Genomic DNA, 19,425 nt, shown 5'->3' with positions numbered 1-19,425 from the left:
GTCCCCCTTTTGTCAGTTCCGAAGTGGCTTGCCTTTGACGAGCATATGTTGCATCCGCTGCTGCGATTTCGGCTCCCCGATGAGGCTTAGGAACGCCTCGCGCTCGATGTCGAGGAAGTATTGCTCGTCGACCATCGTGCCGTATGCCAAATCGCCGCCGCTGATGACATGGGCAAGTTTTTTCGCAATCTTCAAATCGTGTTCAGAGATATAGCCACCGTAGAACATCTCGTACGCCGCGAGTTCGAGCGTCGCTTTCCCCGTTTGACCGACGACCGGCAACTTCTCACGAACCGGTGCCGTATAACCGTCAGCGAGTCCGAGCACCGTCTGTTTCGCATCGAACGTCAAGTGGTCGCGGTTCATCGAGATGCCGTCGATCGGACGGTGGTAGCCGAGCGCTTTCGCGTCATAGGCCGACTTCGATACTTTCGCCATGGCGATGTTCTCGAACGTCTGTTGCGCCGCCTTCTCGATGTTTTGCATCGACTTCGGCGTTTGCTCGAGGAGTCGACGGTACGTGTTGACGTTACCGCCCCCACCTGGGATGAGGCCGACACCGACTTCGACGAGACCCATATACGTCTCGAACGCCGTTTGCATACGTGCGGCCGGCAAGCTGATCTCGGTTCCGCCGCCGAGCGTCATGCCGTAAGGCGCGACGACGACCGGGCGACCCGCATAGCGAATCTTTTGGACGACTTGTTGAAACTTGTTGATGATCCAGTCGAGCTCGTACCAGTTCTCGTCTTCCGCTTCCATGAGCATCATCGCGAGGTTGGCGCCGACACAAAAGTTCTTGCCGTCGTTAGCGAGGACGAGTCCTTTGAAGTCGGTCTCGACGAGGTCGATCGACTGTTCGATCATCTGCATGATGTCGACACCGATTGCATTGTTCGGTGACGTGAACTCGAGGGCGACGACGTCGTCACCGATATCGATCAGGCGGGCCCCACCGTTCTCGAGCACGATTCCGTTCGACTTGGCGAGCGGTGCGAGTTTCACTTCTTTCGGGTTGACGGTCTTCTCAACGTACGTCTGTGACGCTTGGTCGTAATACTGGTCTCCCTTATAGAATGTCGTGTGTCCGGCAGCGAGCATCTCGTCGATCCACGCCGGGACGTCATAACCTTCCGCTTTCATGCGGGCGACCGATTTCTCGACGCCGAGTGCGTCCCACGTCTCGAACGGTCCGAACTTCCAGCCGAAGCCCCACTTCATCGCGTCATCGATGGCGACGATCGAATCACTGATCTCGCCTGTGAGACGAGCCGAGTAGACGAGCGTCTTCGCCGTGACCGGCCAGAGCAGTTGTCCGATGCGGCCCTTGTTCAAGATGGCACCTTTCAACTTCGCTTTTGAGCCCGGGAGCGACTTGATTTGATCAAGTTCCGGACCTGTAATCGCTTTCAATTGTTCGTACTCGAACGTGTTCAAGTTCAACTCTTGGATGACCTTGCCGTCTTTCTTATAGAAGCCTTGTCCGGCCTTTTGACCGATCCAGCCCTTCTCGACGAGCGTCTTCATTTCAGCCGGGACGTCGAACGTGTCCTTCTCTTCGCCTGCGTCGAGTGTCTCATAGACGTTTCCAGCGACGTGGACGAACGTGTCGATGCCGACGACGTCGAGCGTGCGGAATGTTGCCGATTTCGGCCGGCCGATGAGCGGTCCGGTGATCGAGTCCATCTCGCCGATCGAGGCGTTGTGTTTGAGCATCTCTTCGAACGTGACGAGGAGTCCGTACGTGCCGATGCGGTTGCCGATGAAGTTCGGTGTGTCTTTCGCTTCGACGACACCTTTCCCGAGACGGTCTTCCGCGAAGCGGGCCATGAAATCGATGACCGGGCGCGCCGTCTGCTCCGTCGGGATGAGTTCGAGCAGTTTCAAATACCGTGGCGGGTTGAAGAAGTGTGTCCCGAGGAAACGTGTCTTCAAGCCTTCCGGCAACACGCTCGCCATCGCCTCGATCGAGATGCCTGACGTGTTCGAGCTGAGAATCGCGTCTTCACGGATGTAAGGAGCGATTTTCTCGAACAGCTGTTGTTTCACGTCGAGCCGTTCGACGACGACCTCGATGACCCAGTCCGCTTCCTTCAAGCGCTCGAGATCATCTTCTAAGTTCCCCACGTCGATGAAGTTCAAGTGCTCCGCTGTCGCGAGCGGTGCCGGGTTCTGTTTCAATAGCTTCTGACGGTTCTCGGAAGCGATGCGGTTCCGCACTTCTGGTGACTCGAGCGTGAGCCCTTTCGCTTCTTCTTTCGCCGTCAATTCACGTGGTACGATGTCGAGCATGAGCGAACGAATCCCCGCGTTCGCCAAGTGAGCCGCAATCCCCGCCCCCATTACTCCTGAACCGATGACGACCGCAAAACGGATATTGCTCGTCAAACGGAGGTCGGCTGATTGTTCGATGTGACTCGTCATATTGTTCCCCCCTCAATGAGAATGAATAGTGATTCATTTCAAGCGTAAAAAAAATCGCAATCACCATCGTGTTTACTCTTCTATCATAAATGAATGGCAATTCATTCGCAAGCGTTCATTTTTCAAATTCGTTCCAATTTCGCTAAGGACGATTACATTTTGATAAGTGTGGTATAGACACAAAGAGTCAATTTTAGAAAGGGGAATGTATACATGAGTGAGAATCGTTTAAACACAGTGGGGAACCGACATGATTTTGAGTCGTTCAAAAAGGACGGCCAAGAGCAGGCCCATCAACCGGGGATCGACTCGAAGATGGAGCCGTTCCCGATCTATGAACGTGAAGGCTATAAAGGAAGCGATAAACTAAAAGATAAAGTCGCCATCATCACAGGCGGCGACTCCGGCATCGGGAAATCGGTCGCCATCTTCTTCGCCCATGAAGGTGCGAACACGGTCATCGTCTATAAAGATCAAAACGAGCTCGAGGACGCCGAGGCGACGAAAGAACGGATCGAAGAACTCGGTCAGGCTTGCCTCTTGTTGCAAGGAGACATCGGTGATTCGGACTTTTGCCAAGATATCGTCAAACAGACGCTCGAGACGTTCGGCCACTTGGATATTCTCGTCAACAACGCTGCCGAACAACATCCGCAGGAGTCGCTCCTCGACATCTCCGATGAGCAACTCGAGCAGACGTTCCGCACGAACATCTTCAGCATGTTCTATTTGACGAAGGCCGCCCTTCCGTACTTGAATGAAGGCGCGAGCATCATCAACACGACGTCGATCACGGCGTATCAAGGAAACGACCAGTTGATCGATTACTCATCGACGAAAGGTGCAATCACGTCGTTCACGCGTGCGCTCGCGAGCAACCTTGCCGAGAAGAAGATTCGCGTCAACGGCGTGGCACCTGGTCCAATCTGGACACCGCTCATTCCTTCGACGTTCCCGGCGGACAAAGTCGCCTCGTTCGGTGACTCGGCCGAGATGAAACGCCCGGGTCAGCCGGCTGAACTCGCCCCGGCTTATGTCTATCTCGCAAGTGACGATTCGACGTACGTCAGCGGGCAAGTCATCCACGTCAACGGTGGGACGGTCGTAAACGGATAATCTTGTCGCAGGCCCAGTTTACAGCTGGGTCTTTCTTTTACATATAATGCGTCCTTTCGGCGCCCATGCTTTCAGCAGGCAGTCCCGAAGCCTCCTCGCGCCGTTCCCGGCACTGCGGGGTCTTCGTCGTACTGCTTTCCTGCATGAGTCAGGGCGCCGGTGGACGCATTACCCTGACACTGAAAACGAGCGACACACTCTGTCATTCCACATGTATACTAATGCTAACAAGTAAAAGTGGGGGCCAATCGATGACAAATCAGCATGACGATGAAGACGAGTACGACGAAGACATTTTAGAGTTCGACCCTCACTTTGACCATGATGCCAAGATGGAAATCAAATTGAACGAACAAGGCGTCAATTTCGTCGGCAACGTCGAAGGCTATCTCGCCCTTGCACGAATGTTTACATTTTTAGCGCAAGCACATATGTACGTTCGCATGGAAGAGAACCCTTCGCCAGACGTGAATACTTCCTATGGATATGGTCCGTATCATATGAAATACTTTATCCGAGATGCGTTCATTCAATATAAACAGTACCTGTTTACATCAGGCGCCTTGCAAAATATAGACCCAGAATATGAGCAAGAACTTTTCTTCTGGTTATCTGATCAAATTGGTCCGGAGTTTTGGGTAGAAAAAGATGAAGACGAGTAATGACTTGAATCGAGGCACAGTTTCTTTAAACAAATGCGTCTAGAACACGCGAATCGACGTCATCAAATAATAGAGAACGCATCAAAAAAGCACGAACGTCTGCAACAGACGTTCGTGCTTTACTCATTTCTTGACCATTCCTTTTAAGACGAACGCGACGTTCGCCGGACGTTCCGCGAGGCGGCGCATGAAGTACCCGTACCAATCACGGCCGTATGGCACGTAGACGCGGACTTTGTAGCCTTGGCGGACGAGCTCGAGTTGACGCTCGACCCGGATGCCGTACAGCATTTGGAACTCGAATTGGTCGAGTGGGATATTGTTCAGTTTCACATGCTCGATGACCGCATCGATCATGTGGTCGTCATGTGTCGCGATAGAGGCGTAGTTCCCGTTCGCAAGATGGAGTTTGACGAGCTTCAAGTAGTTGTGGTCGACGTCTTCCTTTTCGGGGAATGCGACCGTCGCCGGCTCTTTGTAAGCCCCCTTGACGATGCGAAGGTTCGGCTTGAGCGGTGCGAGATGGTTGATGTCATCTTCCGAGCGGTACAAGTACGACTGGATGACCGTCCCGAGGCCGTCGAAGTCCGCTTTCAACTTTTTGAACAAGTCGAGCGTCTTCTCGCAGCGTGTCTCGTCTTCCATGTCGATGGCGACGAACACACCGACCGCTTTCGCCGCCGTCAAGATTTGACGCATGTTGTCTTCAATCAACTCGTCCGAGATGTCGAATCCGAGTGATGTCAGCTTGAGCGACATGTAGGCGTCGAGCTTCTCTTCTGCCATGATTTCAATCGCTCGGATGATTTCATCGCGGTTCTCGTTCGCTTCCGCGACCGTCGTGATGAACTCCCCTAAATGGTCGACCGTGACCGCCAATCCTTTCGCGTTCAACTCGCGAATCGTCGGCACCGACGTCTTAAAGTCTTCCCCCGCCACAAAGCGCGAAGCCCCGAACCGAAGCCCGTATTTTTTAGCCAAACTGTTGAGTGTTTTGTTTTGAGACATGTAGATAAATCCATCGCGCAACACTTTTTCCATCTGATTTTCCCCCTTACGTTTACACCCATCTATCTCTATGACGATGTCTGAAATTATTATGACATACAAACGTCAATTCGTCTGTAATTTTGTAATCGTTTTCAGGATTTCATTTCCTTATGTTTAGAAAAAACAGACGCCCCGCAGGACGTCCGTTTCAAAGGCCCGTATTCGGTGCCACGTAGAGCAAGATGCTAAGGAAAACGAACACGCTTCCCGCCAGCACGAACAGGTGCCAAATCGCATGGTTGAACGGAAGCTTCTGCCATACGTAGAAGATGATTCCGACCGAATAGGCGATCCCGCCGGCCAGGAGTAACATGAAGCCGTTATGACCGAGCGACTCGTACAGTGGACGGATGGCGATGAGACAAATCCAGCCGAGACCGAGATAAGTCACGTTCGACACCCACATGTATTTGCCCGTCGAGAACAGCTTCCAGACAATCCCGAGTACGGCGACGCCCCACACGATGCCGAACAACGTCCAACCGAGCGTTCCTTTGAGTGAGACGAGCGCGAACGGCGTATAACTCCCGGCAATGAGTAAGTAAATCCCGGCGTGGTCGAACACTTGGAGCACGCGTTTCGCCCGTGGATGCGGGATCGCATGCATGAGTGTCGAGAAGAGGTACAGTAAAATCATCGATGCCCCGAACACGCTCACCGCGATGACGTTGCCGGTACTGCCCGTCTCCGTCGCCGTCATGATGAGCAAGACGAGCGCGACGATACTGAAGATGATCCCAAGCCCGTGCGTGATGGCACTCGCAATCTCTTCCCCAAGCGTATCCGCATGGAGCATCTCTTTTAGCTTCTCTTGTTCCATTCGCGTCCCACCTTCCCATTTATCCCTCTAGTATGGTCATTTCCCGGTTTCAACGCAAATAAAAACATGGGCCGAAGCGACCCATGTCTGTGAATTATGCGACATCCTTCACCGGAACGTCACATTCCATATTTTGTGCCCGCATCGCTTTGGCGCGCATGTGGAACAAGACGAGCAACGTGATCGTGCCGATGGTGGCGATCACGTACGGGATGACCCCGTCCATCTTGAAGCCGATCGGTGCCGTCAAAATGTAGAACCAGACGGCGTACAACATGAACGTCCCCGGGATGAGCGCGATATAGTGATTGCGCCCCTTGATGTACAAGTACATCGCCCCGACGAACAAGGCGATGACCGCCGTCGTCTGGTTAGCCCAGTTGAAATATTGCCAGAGCATTTGGAAGTCCATGTTCGTGAGCACGTATGAGATCGCGAAGAGCGGAAGTGCGATCCAAAGGCGTGACGAGAATTTCTTCTGCGCGATGCTCATGTAGTCGGCGATAATCATCCGCGCGCTACGGAACGCCGTGTCACCTGACGTGATCGGCAAGACGATGACACCGAGAATCGCGAGCGTGCCGCCGATGCTGCCGAGCATGAGTGTCGCCACTTCTTGAACGACGAGTGCCGGTGTACCCGTTTGAATCAATCCGAGCAATTCGCCTGGCTCAAAGATGGCCATGGCAGCTGCCGCCCAAATCATAGCGATGACCGCTTCGACGATCATCATGCCGTAGAAGATTTCACGGCCGTTGCTTTCTTTCATCGTCGTCCGCGAGATGATCGGCGACTGTGTGGCATGGAACCCAGACAACGCCCCACATGAGATCGTGAAGAAGAGGAGCGGCCAGATCGGCAAGCCGTCCGGGTGCATGTTCGTGAGTGTCATCTCTGGAATTTGGTAGCCTTGTGCGAACAAGCTGACCGCAATCCCGACGGCACTGATCATGAGGAGCGCCCCGAAGAACGGATAGATGCGGCCGATGATCTTATCGACCGGGAGGAGCGTCGCCAAGATATAGTAGGCGAACACGGCGAAGATGACGATTGTGAGCGTCGTCGCATTGCCGTCGAACAAGTTGTTGATCATGTTACTCGGTGACGTGACGAACACGGTCCCGACCAAGAGCAAGAGCAAAAGGGCGAACCCGTTGACGACGTGGCGGAGCGAGCGGCCGAGGAACTTCTCGGCGAGCTGCGGCAAGTGCGCCCCGTTGTTGCGCAGCGAGATCATGCCCGTCAAATAGTCGTGCACCGCTCCCGCGAAGATCGATCCGAAGACGATCCAAAGGAATGCGACCGGTCCGTAGAGCGCCCCCATGATCGGTCCGAAAATCGGCCCGACGCCGGCGATGTTCAACAGTTGAATCATCGAGTTCCGTTTTTTCCCCATTGGCACGTAATCGATGCCGTCCTGTGACGCATAGGCAGGCGTCGTCCGCTCTTCCTTAATGCCGAACGTCTTCTCGACATAGCTGCCATACACTTTGTACCCAACGAATAAAATCGCCAAGGCAATAAAGAATGTAATCATGTGTGCTGTCCCCTTTTGTACATATGTAGCCAATCCCCGTCGGCCCCGAAAAATGAATCCCGTTGTTTTACACGTATAATGTAAACGCTTACGTGACTGATTATACAGTAGTTCCCAAAATTTTGTAAGGGGTTTCGTTCACTTTTTTGACACTTTTTCGAGCATGCCAAAACGGCGTCCACATGGGACGCCGTCACGGTTGAATCGCTTATTTCAAGGCGAACTTCGCTTGCTTCGCGCCTGCCCCTGTATAGTCGCTCGCGATGACCGCGTAGCTTCCTTTGGCAAGGCCTTTTTTGAATGTGAACGTATACGTTCCGGCCCAGCTCGCTTTCACTTTGCCGACTTGCTTGCCTTTCGCGTCCTTCAAGACGACGACGGCACCTGGTGTCGTTTTCCCGACGATTGCTCTCGTACCGGCTTTGACACCTTTCGTGTTCTTCGGTGTCGCGATGGCCGCTTTCTTGAGTGTGAACGCCTTCGCTTTGACGACCGATCCGGTCACGTCTTTGGCGATGACTTCATAGTCCCCATAGATGAAGCCGGCGCGTTTCGTGAACTCGAACAATCCGTTCTTGTCAGCCGTCGCGTAGGCAATCGTCTTGCCGTCACGCTTGAGCGTCAACTTCGTCTCTGGTGTCGCTGATCCTTTAATGACGTTCGTGTTGGCGTACGTCAACTTCGAGGCGAGCGCCGGTGTGCCGACGAAGCCAGCACCGACAACTTTCGTTTCTGTCACAGTCGCGCCATCGAGTTCAGAGACGATCGTGAGCGATTGGCGAAGCTTGAGCGGTTTCGTCACGAGCGTGTAGTTCCCGTCTTTGTCCGCTTTTGCTGTCGCGAGCTCTTTACCGTCAGCTTTCAATGTGACATTTGCGTTCGGTGTCGTCGTACCCGTCACCGCTTTCGCGCCCGGCTTAATCGTGTTCACCGTGAGCGCGAGTTCGACCGCCGCTGTATCAAGGTCGATCGTGTACGTGCGGAACAAGCGGTCCGCTGCATCCGGACGTGTCGTCTCTGTCGCTTCGATGCCTTCATACAAGTCGACGTACTGCTTACCGGCGTCGGCCGTCTCGAACTTGGCTGTCCGTTTCGTGTCGGCGACGATTTTCCAGTTGTCATCCGCTTTGTACTCGAGCTTGCCCGAGACGATATAATCCGAAATCACGTTCCGTGTCTCGTAAGCTGAACGGTAGACGATGTTCTTCCCGCCACCGAGTCCTGGGAACGACGTCGAACCGGCGCGATAGTTGTTCGTCGCGACGAGGAACTCTTGGTCGAGTGTGATCGGTTTGCCGTTATACTTCACGTTTTTGACGCGGTTCGCATCTTTGTTTTCCTCAATCAGTTCCCCGCCTGCATTAAACTTGGCAGGACCCGTGACATCGATCTCGTACGTGAGGCCGTCAAGGACATCAAAGTTGTAGCTGCGGAACTCTAAGTTGAGCAACTCATCGTTCGTATCCGAGACTTGTTTGTACGCCCCGGCTGACATCTCGAGCCAGTCCATCACGTCCGCACCCGTCACTTTGACGACTTCGAGCGTGTTCGGGAAGACGTACAGGTCGGCCACGTTCTTTAACGCGATCGAGCCTTTCGGGATGTTCGTGTAATAGCTCGCGTCCGTCAACTGACGGTTACCGGCTTTGAACGGAGCCCCGGCCGAGAGGATTGGAAGCTCTTTATATGCCGCGAGTTCTGGGTTCGTCGCGAGTTCTCTCTCGACGTACCATTTCTGCGCGTTCGTCACGAACTGGACCGATGCGTCGTCACGGACGAGCGCGAAGTAGCTTTGGATATCGTCTTGAATCTCACCGACTGGGCGGTTGATGTATTCGATTGTCGCCTTATGGTCCGCATCGATGAGCGAGGCGATCGTCGGGTCTACCGGTGTGTCCGCCTTGACCGTGTCGAGTTTCGCGTTCGCGTCGAGCACGCTCCACTTGCCGTCGACGAGCTCGAGGTCGAGGTCGATGACCCCGAGATCTTTCCCTTGGTTGTTCGCCATGACGACCGGCTTGCCGTTGATCGTCCCTTTCTCCATGTTCACGTTCGGGAACGAGGTGAACATCCCTTTCGCATCCGGGAAACGGCCGTGCTGGTGACCGGTCATGACCATGTCGAGTCCTTCGATTTTCGTGAGCGTGTAGCCGACGTTCTCTTCCCCGTCTGATTGCTCATCTGCGAGTGTTGCACTTTCCCCGATCCCTGAGTGCGCAAGCGCGACGACGACGTCTGCGCCTTGCTCTTTCAATTTAGCGACGGCTGCTTTTGCTGCCGGCACCATATCCTCGGCTGTCACCTTGCCTTGCAGGTTGCCCGAGTCCCATGACATGATTTTCGGCGGGACGACCCCGAACACACCGACTTTGATCGTATGTGTCTCGCCGTCCCCGTCGACGACTTGGCGTTCGATGATTTGGACTTCTTGTCCATCTTCGTTATATTTCGATACGATCGGTTCGCCTGACAAGTCCTTCACGTTCGAGTTGACGAAGCGAAGCTTGCCTTTCGATCCTTGCATCGCGTCATACAAGAACTGGAGCCCGAAGTTGAACTCGTGGTTCCCGAGTGTGACCGCATCGAACTCGAGCGCCGACATCGCTTCATACATCGGATGTTCGAACGTGCCCGGTGCTTTCTGATGCTGTTCACGCACGTAATCCCCGAACGGCGTCCCTTGAAGCGTATCCCCGTTATCGAACAAGAACGTGTTCGGTTTGCCGGCGTCCGTGCGATGTTGCTGAATCAACGTCGCGACTTTCGTCAACCCGATCGTGTTGTCGATTTTGTCTTGGAAGTAATCGTAGTTCGTGATGTTCGTATGTAGATCGGTCGTCTCCAAGAAGCGCAGTTTGACGACGTCCTCGTCTTCCGCTGCCGCGTGTTGGAGCGGGATGAGTGTTGGGATGATGAGCGACGTAGCAATGGCCATCTTCGTAAATTTAGACATGATTTTTCTCCCCATTCATGTGGTGTGCATTGCGGACTAAATATACCATAGCGGCCTCTCCATTTTAATGAATCTTACGCCCTATTTCCTTTAAAATTTGGTAAAGAAAGGTCTGGTCCTAGACGACTTTCCGAGAACATGGAAAAAGACCGAATCGGTATGATGGAACGGAACAGACGACTTCGCGTCAAACGATTTTTTGGTCGAACTTGTTTAGAAGCTAGACCTCGCACAAGCAGTCCTTTAGACCTAAAAACCATCCCCGACTCGTGTCAGGGATGGTCATATCGTCACGAACGGATTCGAATCGAGATCGGTCCGTCGCTCTCGCCTTCCGGCCGCTTAAAGCGGACGTGGAGCGGATAGTCATGTTTCGGTAAGATCGGCTCGGCGAGCACGGCGTCGGCTCGGCCGACGACCTCGTCCCGCTGTATCAGCTCGAGCGGAAGACGCGGGATTTGGAGCGCCTGCTCGGCATAGCCATTCCGAACGAGAAGCGAGGCCCCGATTTCCGTGTCGGTCACGTCGAGATGGACGAGCAACAAATCGAACTGGCCTTCGGCAACCGGGCGGCTGAGGATGTTCATCCGTTTCAGGCGATGCCACGCCACGTCCGGGAACGCATCGCGCTCGCTGTCCGTCACGTCTTGAAGCGGTGCCGTCGGGTTCATTTGGAAGGCGAGCTGAATCGACTCGGTATCGAGGGCGTCGATCTCGGTGAACAGTTCCTCCTCGAAGAAGTCGAGATAGACAGGCTTACTCGTCATCGCCTCGAACGACGGCAAGTCCATCCGGCTGAGCATCTTCTGGCCGAGCGGTTCACGCTGTTCGTTCAACAACAACACCGGAATCTCATCGAGCGAGAACTCGGTCGCGACCGTGTTGCGGAACAAGGCGACGACGGACAGGCCGCCCGGGTTCTTCGTCGCACTGAGCAGTTCAATCGACAGCTGGTTGTCCGCGAGCGGCGGCAGCGTCGTCGCGTGGTAGCGGAACACGTACTCATCTTCTTTCGAGATGTCCATCCCTTCGTCGAACACGAGGCGGAGCGTCCGCTCGTCGTCTTGGCGGATGATCGTCTCGACTTTCTTTCGTTTCAACAGTCCGAACATGTCACAGCCCCTCCTCTTCCCGTTGCGCAAAGTATAGGTCTAACTGGCACAGTTGAATCGTCACGTCGCGGGCGATGTCGAGATACGTCTCTTGGAAAATCTCGAGCCCTTCCTTGCCGAACTGACGGCTCGGGTCTTCCTGGCCGTAGCTGCGGAGCCCGATGCCTTCTTTCAAGGCGTTCATCGTCGTCAAATGGTTCGTCCAGCGGATATCGAGATGGCTGAGTAACTGTTGACGGGCAAAGGAGATGACTTCCGGATAGCCTTCGATACGCTGTTTGGCCGTCTCGATGATGCCATCGATCCACGGGGCGACCTCTTGTTGCAACTCATACTTATCGCCGACTGTCTCAGGCCATGGCGGTGTCTGTTGTGTCAAATAGACATAGTCCTCGAGCAAGGCATCTTTCGCCCACTCCTCCGGCACGAGCTCGGCGTCGATGTGACGGTCGAGCGTCTCTTCAAGCGCGAGGCGCATCATCGCAAGCACGTTGTTCAAGATGGCCGTCGCGTTGGCGTCGACCGCCTCGTCACGAATCGTATAGATGATGCGGCGTTGCTCGTTCAAGACGTCGTCGAGTTTGAACATGTAGTCGCGGACCGAGACGCCGACGCCTTCAATCGTCGTCTGGGCGTATTCGATGATGTCGCCGGCTTCTTTATGGCGAATCTCCCCGTGCTCGTCCGGCTTCAGTTTGTGTTCGACCCGTTTCAATCGCTCGGCGGCGTACCGTTTGACGAGGTCGTCCTCGAGCGAGACGAAGAAACGTGACATGCCCGGGTCGCCTTGGCGCCCCGACCGGCCGCGGAGCTGGTTGTCGACGCGAAGCGACTCGTGCCGTTCCGTCCCGATGACATATAAGCCACCTCGTTCGCGCGCCGTCTCGTCTAAGACGATGTCGGTCCCGCGTCCGGCCATGTTCGTCGCGATCGTCACGTGCCCGAGCCGTCCCGCCTCGGCGATGATCTCGGCTTCTTGGGCGACCGTCTTCGCGTTCAACAGCTCATGCTTGATACCTTGTCGCTCGAGCTGTTCACTGACAGCCTCCGACTGGGCGATTGAGGTCGTCCCGATTAAAATCGGTTGTCCCGTCGCGTGGATGGCCGCCACTTCTTGTCCCACCGCCGCATATTTATGGGCGATTGTGTCAAAGACGCGGTCCGGCAAGTCTTCCCGCAGACGCGGCCGGTTCGTCGGCACTTGGACGACGTCCATTTGATACGTCTTCATGAACTCTTCGCGTGACGTCTGCGCCGTCCCGGTCATGCCACCGAGGAGTGGGTACATCCGGAAGTAGTGTTGAATCGTGATCTCGGCCGTCGTCTTGTTCTCTTCGGTGATGTCGAGCTGCTCTTTCGCCTCGAGCGCCTGATGGAGGCCTTCCGACAGGCTGCGTCCTTCCATGACCCGGCCCGTGAACAAGTCGATCAACTCGATTTTGCCCTCTTGGACGATATAGTCGACGTCCCGTTCGAACAGCACGTTCGCCCGGAGCGCCTGCATCATGTAGTGATAGAGGACGTGGTGCTCAGCGGAGAACAGGTTGTCGACCGAGAACAACGCCTCGATTTTCTCGATGCCCTTGTCTGAGAACATGACGGCGCGCGCCTCGAGGTCGAGCGTATACTCGTCTTCCGTCAATTGACCGAACACGGTTTGGGCGAGCCGTTTCAGGCGGACGTGTGACTCGTCCTTCTGGGCGATGATGAGCGGCGTCTTCGCCTCGTCGATCAAGACGCTGTCGACTTCATCGAGCAAGGCGAAATGGAACGGACGCTGCACGCGTTCTTCCGGCGAGCCGACCAAATGGTCCCGAAGATAGTCGAAGCCGAACTCGGTCCCCACCCCGTATGTAATGTCGGCCGCATATGCCGCTTGCTTGTCAGGGAGCTCCATCTCCGGCACGTTCAACCCAACCGTAAGCCCGAGGAACGTGTGAATCTTGCCGATCTGCTCGGCGTCACGTTGCGCCAAATAATCGTTCACCGTGATGACGTGGACGCCTTTCCCTTCGAGTGCCTTGACGAATGCCGGGAGTGCCGCCACGAGCGTCTTCCCTTCCCCGGTCGGCATCTCGGCGATATTCCCTTCCAGTAGCGCGAGACCGCCGATGAGCTGGACGTCATAATGACGGAGCCCAATCGTCCGGACGGATGCCTCGCGGACGAGGGCGAACCCTTCCTCCGTGATGGCACGGACGTCCGCACCGTCCGTGAGCCGCTGTTTCAGTTCGAGCGCGTACTGGCGAAGCGCCTCATCGTCCAACGCTTGCATCGTCTCCTCGTACTCGTTGATGCGTTCGACTTGTTTCTTATAGGTTTTCAATCGTCGTGCCTGATCATTGGTCAATTGCTTCACAAAATCAATCACAGGATAGCCTCCATCGTCCGAAACCATATTTGTCTAGCTACCCTCTCATTATAACGGATTTTGTTTCTTCCTCGCTTTATTATTTCGGTAAATCCCAAAAAGTTGGAATTTCATCATTCATTCCACCCTTTTTTTGACTTCTTTCAAATTTCTTTTCATTTTTCTATTTGAGACGGCGTGAGACCGTGATACGATGACAAAAACAGAACGTTTGTTCGTAAAAAAGGAGAGGTGGCTATGCGACGTCGGATTTTTTGTATCGACAGCGTCTCGTTCTACGCCAGTTGCGAGTGCGCCGCCCGAAAGTTGAACCCGTACAAGACGAAGCTCGTCGTCTTATCGAACCTGCAGGACCACGGTGCGCTCGTCCTTGCCGCGACGCCGCCGATGAAGCAGCTCGGCATCAAGACCGGCTCGCGGCGGTTCCACATCGACCGCTTACCGTGGCACGAACGGCGACACGTCATCTACGCCGAGGCCCGGATGAGCCATTATTTGAACGTATCCGTGCAAATCGTCCACATTTTGCATCAGTTCGCGCCCCCGGAGGCGATTCGCGTCTACTCGATTGATGAGACGCTCGTCGACTTGACCGGGACGGAGCGCCTATTCGGGAACGATGCGCACGTCGCCCGGCTCATCCGCTCGACCGTGTTCCGCTACACGGGCATCCCGGTCACAATCGGCATCGGGCCGAACAACGTCCTCGCCAAGCTCGTCCTCGACCTGCATGGGAAGAAGACGGGTGTCGCCAGCTGCTTCCTCCACGACGTCGAACGATTGATCCATCCCGCTCCGATCGGCAAGATGTGGGGCGTCGGCGCAAAGATGGAAGTCCATCTCCATCGGCTCGGCATCGACACGATCGGCGACCTCGCCCGTTATCCGCTCGAGACGCTGCATGAGAAGTTCGGTGTCATCGGCGCCGAGCTGTGGCACCACGCCTGGGGCATCGACGAGTCGCCGACGATTCTCCCGCCGAGCTCTTTATTCGGGGCGAAACGGCAGCGACCCCGGACGATCGGCCATGGCATCACGCTCATGAAAGATTACACGACGTATGCGGCCATCCGTCTTGTCCTGCAGGCCATTGCCGTCGAGGTCGGGATGCGAACGCGACAGGCCGGGCTCGTCGGCGGCAGCATCCATCTCGGTGTACGCTATACCCGGACGAGCGAGCGGCGCGGGTTCAGCAAACAAAAAAAGCTCGCCCGCTTCACAGCGGACGAGCGCGAGTTCTTGCCGGTGTTGTTGACGCTCTTCCTCGACGCGTGGGACGAGACGGAGGCCGTCCGGTACGTCTCGGTCGCCCTCGGCAAGCTCGAGCCAAGGAGCGACCACGTCCAACTCTCCTTTTTCGAGGATGAGTGGGCCCGGGCGCGCCGGTTCGACTTCCTCGACCTCGTCGATAGCTTGAACGTCCGCTTCGGCCGGGGCACGATCCGCCCGGCGTCGAGCCTATTGAAAGACAGTCCGCTCCGTACCCGCCAGCGGTTAATCGGCGGACATAAACAAGGAGGTGAATCGTCATGAGCCAGACCCGCTACAAAGACCGTGGTGAATTGAAATGGATCCCGTTCCTCATGCCCGAGCACGTGGCGCTCCTGAAGAAATATTACGCCCACGTCCAAAAGATCGAGCTTCCCGACTTGGATGAGCAATTGCTCTATCTGTGGCAGACCGAGCTCGAACGCGCCATCCGGGAAGGTGACGCCGTCGAGCTGACGCTGTTCGACAACGGCATGACCCATATGGTGCGCGGTTACGTCCACGCCATCTATTACGCCGAGCGTGAAGTCGAGCTGTTCGACACCGAGGTGCGTCGTATCCCGTTCGGTCAGATTCTGTCTGTCCGTTAAGACGCGTCAATCGCTTCCTGCGTCGTCTCGAACGTATCAACGTGGTCAAGGACGCCATAATGCATGAGCGTCTGTCGCACCGGTGCCGACAAGTGTGCGAAGACGACACGGCGCTCGGCCGCTTTCAACTCCCGGACGACGCGACGAATCTCTTCGACGGCCGTCACATCGATGACCGGACAGCGATGGAAGTTGAAGATGAACACGTCGGGCTCGTTATGGATATGATGCAAGACATGCTCGAACATCTCGATTGCGCCGAAAAAGAGCGGCCCTTCGACGCTGAAGACGACCTGTCCGTCCCGCGTCACGTATCGTTCCGTCTGTTCGCGGACGTCAATCGTGTCGGCCATCCGTTTCGCGAACAAGGCGAGCGCACAGATGACCCCGACCTCGACGGCAACGACGAGATCGACAAAGACGGTCAGTCCGAGCGTGATGAGCAAGACGAGCGATTCGGCCGACCGATGCCGGAGCATCTCGAAGACGTGGTGCCGCTCGGACATGTTCCAGGCGACGCGCATCAAAATTGGTGCAAGTGCGGCCAGTGGGACGTAGCTCGCGAGCGGTGCCAACACGAGCACGGCGAGGAGCACCGTCAACCCGTGGATGACGCCGGAGCGGCGGCTGACGGCCCCGGCTTGAATGTTCGTCGCCGTCCGGGCGATGGCACCCGTCGCTGGGATCCCGCCAAAGAACGGGACGACGACGTTGGCGAGCCCTTGCCCGAACAGTTCCTTGTCCGGGTTCATCTTCGTGCCGGCCATGCCGTCCGCGACCGCACCCGACAACAGGGATTCGAGCGCCCCGAGGAAGGCGATGGCGAACGCCGACGGCAGCAGCGTCGCAATCATATCGAGGTCGATGGCGAGCCAGTTGAACTCCGGCAGTCCGCTCGGGATGCCGCCATAGGCGCTGCCAATCGTCGCGACTTCGCCAGGGATGACGAGGCTGACGAACGTCGGCACGAGCATTGCCATCAAGAGAAGCGGTAACTTCACGGGCAGTTTCGGCACGAGCCAGAGCGTCAAGAAACCGATGGCCGCAATGAAGACGGGCCAAAGACTCGCCTCCGGCAATGAGGTCACGAGCTGAAGGAAGTTCTCGTGGAAGTGCGGCGCCTTCTCGAACGTGATGCCGAACAGTTCGTCGAGCTGATCGACGAAGATGACGACGGCGATCCCGGCCGTAAAGCCGATGGTGACAGCACGCGGCATGAAGCGGATGAGTCGTCCGACACGGAGCACGCTCATGAGGAACAATAGAATCCCGGCGAGAAACGTCGTTACGAGCAACCCTTCGTAGCCGTGCGCGAGCATAACGCCCGAGACGATCGGGATGAAGGCGCCGGTCGGTCCGGCGATTTGGAACGTCGAGCCTCCGAACAGGCTGACGAGAATACCCGCGATGATGGCCGTATACAGGCCGTACACCGGTCCGACGCCCGAGGCAATCGCGAACGCCATCGCGAGCGGCACGGCGACGACCCCGACGGTGATTCCGGCCGAGATGTCCTTTTGCCAGCCTTGGCGTGGTGTCATGAAGTTGTCCATTCTTGCATTCCTTCTTTCCATGATGTCGAAAACGAGTTCAGTTTACGCCTGTCCCTTCCCTTTGTAAACGACTCTGGCGAAACGTTAACATAATCGACAAAACAAAAAGACGCATCCATCACGAGATGGATGCGTCTTCCTTAATTCGTCGGTGCCTCGACGACTTGATCGCCCTCATCCGCATCTTCCCCAAGCAGACGGACGTGACGACCGAACAGCCACATGACGACGAGGTGGGCTTTTGCCTGCGTCTTCGTATAGAACCACCACGGCAGCGCCGGTACGAATTCATGGATGGCGACGAGACCTTCGTCCGACTCGGGGAGCCGTCTGAACTCGAGTCGGCCTGTCTTGTCATCCTCACTCAACTTCGTGAACAGGCCGCCGTCGATGGAATAGGATGCCATGTCATCCGTCGCCTCGTCTTCGAGCGACAGATGGAGCGCGACGAGTGACGGGCGCAGGAGCGCAATCTCCCAGTCATCGTCTTCTTTCGTCGTCTGGATGAGCGGATATGCGAGCCGGCCGAGCCACTCGAAATACGTGTCGGCCATCCATAGCGCCGATTTGTTCTCGGGCAGGCCGAACCGTTGAATCGAGCGAACGGTATACTGTTGCGGCGCTTTTTTCTTCTTGCCGCCACCCGACTTCTGTTTCTCTTCTTCCTCGAGCGCATGCTCGACCGCTTCCTTGAACGGAATCTCCCCTTGTTTGACGCCGGTCGTGTCTTTCGCGACCATGGCGTGGCCCATGCTCTCGACGAGTGGATAGACGGTGTCTTTCGGTTCACCCGTCACCGCCATGACCCAGAGGCGGGACAGCTTGATCGTCGGGAACGGGAAGTCGATCATGACGCGGCGTTTACCCATGACCTCAGCCGTATCTTCAATCATCTTCCGATACGTCATCACTTCTGGGCCGCCGATATCGATATGATGGTCATACAGCGCCTCGGCCCCAACGACCGAGATGAGCGCCTGGACGGCTTCACGCAGGTCGATCGGATGCGTCTCCGTCTTCGTCCAGTTCGGGAGGATCATGACCGGCAACCGTTTGACGAGTTTCGCGAGGATTGGGAACGATGAACCTTCCGGACCGATGATGAGCCCGGCCCGAATCGTCGTCACGGGCACCCCTTGGCCGCCGAGAATCCGTTCGACCTCGAGCCGGCTCTTCAAGTGACGCGACAACGTCTTCGACTCTTTCGGTATGATCCCGCTCAAGTAGACGATTTGTTCGATGTCGTTCGCTTTCGATGCCCGGGCGAAGTTGTCGGCAATGAGCGCGTCCATGTCTTCGAACGTCGCCTGCGTCAGCCCGCCGTCCGGAATCATCGAGTGAACGAGGAACATGGCGTAGTCCGCCCCCTCACACGCCTCACGTGTCTGTTCATACGAGAACAAGTCGCACGACCGCCACGTGATGTGGTTTTCGTCTTCTTTGTTCTTCGTCGAACGAGATAAGGCGATGATGTCATATTCTTCTTTTAAATGGTCCATCACGTTCGAGCCGATATAGCCGCTCGCTCCCGCGATGACGATGGTTTTCCGCATAGTGGTCACTCTCCCCTTTATTTACACATAAAGGTACTGTACCCGTCTTAGGCTTAGATTAAATCAGTTCTGCGCCCTACAGTATGTACTGGAAAATATATATAAACTAAAGCCAACTACATTCGAGGAGGAATGGCTATAGGGTTTTGGTATTTCTTGATGCTATTGATCGGTGGAGCGCTCGTAATTCGCGGTTTATTCAAAAAGAATACGAACGGACTGATGCGGTTCGGCACACTCATCATCGGAGGTCTGTTAATCGCCCTCGGCTTGTTCATGTTCCAAGACGGAAGTGATGCGATTGTAGCGGATTTGTTAAGGTTATACGATGAATAAATAAATCTATTAAATTATCGGGCAACTACTTTCCTGAGTTCAACAAAAAAATGAACGAAGCTATAAAAAGAAGGAATGA

Annotated in this window: 14 protein-coding genes; 5 read left to right on the top strand and 9 right to left on the bottom strand. The window is 55.6% G+C overall.

The annotated features are described in order from the left end of the window. Positions 1 to 12 precede the first annotated feature (12 nt). Positions 13 to 2,424 (bottom strand): 3-hydroxyacyl-CoA dehydrogenase/enoyl-CoA hydratase family protein, encoded by a 2,412-nt coding sequence (locus KNP83_RS03655; protein WP_214760633.1) that lies wholly within the window; start codon positions 2,422 to 2,424, stop codon positions 13 to 15. 213 nt (positions 2,425 to 2,637) lie between these two features. Between KNP83_RS03655 and KNP83_RS03650 the strand changes: the two genes are divergently transcribed. After that, positions 2,638 to 3,540, top strand: coding sequence for an SDR family oxidoreductase (locus KNP83_RS03650; RefSeq protein ID WP_214760631.1), 903 nt, complete (start codon positions 2,638 to 2,640; stop codon positions 3,538 to 3,540). Between the two features lie 251 nt (positions 3,541 to 3,791). Then, the gene (locus tag KNP83_RS03645) at positions 3,792 to 4,202 is read left to right on the top strand and encodes a hypothetical protein (protein ID WP_214760629.1); all 411 of its coding nucleotides are present in this window, start codon (positions 3,792 to 3,794) and stop codon (positions 4,200 to 4,202) included. A 123-nt stretch (positions 4,203 to 4,325) separates the two neighbouring features. Here the strand turns inward: KNP83_RS03645 and KNP83_RS03640 are convergent, their stop codons facing one another. The 6 genes from KNP83_RS03640 to secA2 form a co-directional block, all read right to left on the bottom strand. Next, positions 4,326 to 5,243 carry a proline dehydrogenase family protein gene (locus KNP83_RS03640; RefSeq protein WP_214717675.1) on the bottom strand — a complete coding sequence of 306 codons (918 nt, stop codon included), beginning with the start codon at positions 5,241 to 5,243 and terminating at the stop codon, positions 4,326 to 4,328. A 157-nt stretch (positions 5,244 to 5,400) separates the two neighbouring features. Then, entirely contained in the window at positions 5,401 to 6,072 is a 672-nt protein-coding gene (trhA, locus tag KNP83_RS03635) for a PAQR family membrane homeostasis protein TrhA (RefSeq protein ID WP_214717679.1), read from the bottom strand. Positions 6,073 to 6,166: 94 nt separating this feature from the next. After that, on the bottom strand, positions 6,167 to 7,609 hold the full coding sequence (locus tag KNP83_RS03630) for a carbon starvation CstA family protein (protein ID WP_214760627.1): 1,443 nt from the start codon (positions 7,607 to 7,609) through the stop codon (positions 6,167 to 6,169). Between the two features lie 208 nt (positions 7,610 to 7,817). Then, positions 7,818 to 10,562 (bottom strand): bifunctional 2',3'-cyclic-nucleotide 2'-phosphodiesterase/3'-nucleotidase, encoded by a 2,745-nt coding sequence (locus KNP83_RS03625; protein WP_214760625.1) that lies wholly within the window; start codon positions 10,560 to 10,562, stop codon positions 7,818 to 7,820. Between the two features lie 290 nt (positions 10,563 to 10,852). Next, positions 10,853 to 11,674: an SLAP domain-containing protein gene (locus KNP83_RS03620; RefSeq protein WP_214760623.1), complete on the bottom strand. Its 822-nt coding sequence runs from the start codon at positions 11,672 to 11,674 to the stop codon at positions 10,853 to 10,855. A gap of 1 nt (position 11,675) precedes the next feature. Further along, positions 11,676 to 14,045 carry an accessory Sec system translocase SecA2 gene (gene secA2, locus KNP83_RS03615; RefSeq protein WP_214760621.1) on the bottom strand — a complete coding sequence of 790 codons (2,370 nt, stop codon included), beginning with the start codon at positions 14,043 to 14,045 and terminating at the stop codon, positions 11,676 to 11,678. A gap of 237 nt (positions 14,046 to 14,282) precedes the next feature. On the opposite strand from secA2, the gene KNP83_RS03610 reads away from it, so the two are divergent. Both KNP83_RS03610 and KNP83_RS03605 read left to right on the top strand, forming a co-directional pair. Beyond that, positions 14,283 to 15,578, top strand: coding sequence for a Y-family DNA polymerase (locus KNP83_RS03610; RefSeq protein ID WP_214760619.1), 1,296 nt, complete (start codon positions 14,283 to 14,285; stop codon positions 15,576 to 15,578). After that, a complete protein-coding gene (locus KNP83_RS03605; RefSeq protein ID WP_214760617.1) occupies positions 15,575 to 15,904 on the top strand; it encodes a YolD-like family protein in 330 nt (109 codons plus the stop codon). Before KNP83_RS03610 ends, KNP83_RS03605 begins: the two co-directional genes overlap by 4 nt. On the opposite strand, the gene KNP83_RS03600 is transcribed toward KNP83_RS03605, so the two are convergent. Both KNP83_RS03600 and KNP83_RS03595 read right to left on the bottom strand, forming a co-directional pair. Then, positions 15,901 to 17,457: a SulP family inorganic anion transporter gene (locus KNP83_RS03600; protein WP_214760615.1), complete on the bottom strand. Its 1,557-nt coding sequence runs from the start codon at positions 17,455 to 17,457 to the stop codon at positions 15,901 to 15,903. The genes KNP83_RS03605 and KNP83_RS03600 overlap by 4 nt on opposite strands. Positions 17,458 to 17,597: 140 nt before the next feature. Then, positions 17,598 to 19,010: an NAD-dependent epimerase/dehydratase family protein gene (locus KNP83_RS03595; protein ID WP_214760612.1), complete on the bottom strand. Its 1,413-nt coding sequence runs from the start codon at positions 19,008 to 19,010 to the stop codon at positions 17,598 to 17,600. Positions 19,011 to 19,142: 132 nt separating this feature from the next. Here KNP83_RS03595 and KNP83_RS03590 point away from each other — a divergent pair, with 132 nt between their 5' ends. Then, complete coding sequence (locus KNP83_RS03590; protein ID WP_251139174.1) at positions 19,143 to 19,346, top strand: hypothetical protein; 204 nt, start codon at positions 19,143 to 19,145, stop codon at positions 19,344 to 19,346. Positions 19,347 to 19,425 lie beyond the last annotated feature (79 nt).

It is taken from the genome of Exiguobacterium sp. s146, from assembly GCF_018618415.1.
In the GTDB taxonomy this organism is placed as follows: Bacteria; Bacillota; Bacilli; order Exiguobacteriales; family Exiguobacteriaceae; genus Exiguobacterium.
This window is presented reverse-complemented; position numbering and strand designations above follow the sequence as displayed.